The sequence below is a fragment of the Providencia sp. PROV189 genome, from assembly GCF_028480065.1.
In the GTDB taxonomy this organism is placed as follows: Bacteria; Pseudomonadota; Gammaproteobacteria; order Enterobacterales; family Enterobacteriaceae; genus Providencia; species Providencia stuartii.
In genome coordinates this window covers 1-1957 of sequence record NZ_JAMPOG010000078.1, presented here as the reverse complement: position 1 = coordinate 1957, position 1957 = coordinate 1, and the positions used below count along the sequence as shown (strand labels likewise).

The 1957-nt window shown below is 36.0% G+C and carries 3 protein-coding genes; 1 reads left to right on the top strand and 2 read right to left on the bottom strand.

Annotated elements, in window-relative coordinates; all coding sequences use genetic code 11:
* The first annotated feature begins 3 nt into the window (after positions 1 to 3).
* Positions 4 to 243: a SymE family type I addiction module toxin gene (locus tag PR833_RS20250; RefSeq protein ID WP_272526481.1), complete on the top strand. Its 240-nt coding sequence runs from the start codon at positions 4 to 6 to the stop codon at positions 241 to 243.
* 75 nt (positions 244 to 318) lie between these two features.
* Here PR833_RS20250 and PR833_RS20245 read toward each other — a convergent pair whose 3' ends face one another.
* Positions 319 to 1092: a hypothetical protein gene (locus tag PR833_RS20245; RefSeq protein WP_076914852.1), complete on the bottom strand. Its 774-nt coding sequence runs from the start codon at positions 1090 to 1092 to the stop codon at positions 319 to 321.
* Between the two features lie 11 nt (positions 1093 to 1103).
* On the bottom strand, positions 1104 to 1957 hold an 854-nt coding region (locus PR833_RS20240), incomplete at its 5' end, for an RHS repeat-associated core domain-containing protein (protein WP_336298702.1).

The window sequence follows — 1957 nt, the reverse complement described above, 5'->3', positions numbered from 1 at the left end:
ACCCTGAGTGGCAGTAAAACCAGCCCACCGCCGGCGATACACCTTAAAGGCCAGTGGCTAAAAGATGCGGGTTTTGAGACCGGCTTCACCTTTACCGTCAAAATCTTAAACGGCTGTTTGGTGTTGATACCGGACAGCGAAGACATTCGAGCGATGAAGCAACAAAACCAACAACAGCAAGCGCAACTGAGTGAGATAAAAAACTCTATGCGCGAACTGATGGCGGAGTATGTCAGAGGCTAGAAAGCTTGATTGTATAACTTTTATCAAATCCAAAAGAAATTAATGATCTTCTGGATTTGATATTTCAATAAACAATTAATTAGTATAGTAATTATTTACTATAAATTCACATTGCTTATATAATGACTTTAATTGAATATGTTTCACATTCATCTTGGTAATTTTATTTTTAATTTTATTTATTTCACTTAGCATAAATAAATCACCATCATTTATTTTATCCCAACCATCTTCATCAACTAAATCGAAATAGCTTAGAAAAATACTTTTTTCATCCAAAGATAAAGTTATATTGCTACTATTATCACATTCATAGTTTAAGTCATCAAAAAAAACTAGATTTTCAAAGGGCATAATTAGCAAAAAACCTACCATTTTCTTATTTAAAAATATAAATTCAAAAAAGTCGTGAATCTTTATTCTTTTAATATCTCCGTTCAAATTTATATTAGATAAGCATAGTAAATAATTTCCGTCGCGACTTAGATATCTAAAATCACATGGTGATACTGCATTAAATTTAATCGGATTTATAATTTCAATAGATGCATCTGTAGAATCAAAGGATAGTATAGTATTTAACACTTCAGGATTAAAATAATTTTTATCGGGAACGTACAAAAATGCCCCAACCAACAAATTGTCTGATCTATCAAAGGTATAGCCATCATCACTTATATAATGGCTACTACCAATGTATTCAGGTGAAAAATAGTTATTTAAATCATCAGCAAAAATATCATTGGAAATTATGACCTTATCAAATGTCCATTTAGCTACTGATTTTATCTTTTTTTTGGGTGTGAATTTTATTTCAACGCTTTCACCATCGGTGTTTATATAATACATATTTTATGTTATCACTCACTTTTCCAAATAGACTCAGCTTTTGGAACAGTACCTGATTTACTTGGTATTGTTCCTGACACGATACTTTCAGAAGTAACAACTCCACCTCTTGGAGTATTTGGTATACTACCTAAAGGTACTCGTCCTTCACTACCCAAAGGACCATAGTTAGTTACTACCCAACCTTTTTCTGAACCTTTAGTTCCCACGATTACAACATTTTCTCCATCATGGAAAATTAACCTAGGATTCTTACCTCCACTTCTAAAGATCTCTTTAGGATTATTAATTATATTTTCGATATCTTTAACATTTTCAAAATGGCCATGCCTAACTCTAGTATGCAATTTTCCAGAAGCTATTTTATCAGACAACCCCTCAACTACTTTTCTCTCTTCAGTATTCAGCGCAGATATATATGGACAACACGCCAACCCAAATGGATCTATAAATCCAACAGGATCATGCACATACCCATACGGATTAAACCCTCCCAGCAGGCCTATGGGATCTGGTGAAATATACTGCCCACTGTCCTTATCATAGTACCGAAAGCGGTTATAATACAAGCCCGTTTCGCGGTCTTCATATTGACCCGCAAAACGAAAATGGCATTCGGTATAATTCGGGTCATTGTCGGCTCGACCGTCTTGAGACTGCCAAAACGCCATTTGACCCCACGTATTGAGGCGTCCTGCCCAACTGGCTATCCCTTTTTCAGTAAAAATCTCTCGGGGTGTACCTTGATGGTCAGTGACCACATAGTGTAATTGCCCCTTTTGATAGCGAGCAGTAGGAGTGATGGCCCCCGGCTGATAGAGCCATTGAATACCCGCATCATATGCCACAGTACCGTCGGCATAGA

Coding starts and splice junctions, on each gene's coding strand:
- PR833_RS20245 (WP_076914852.1), bottom strand. CDS start 1,092: ATGTATTATATAAACACCGATGGTGAAAGCGTTGAAATAAAATTCACA.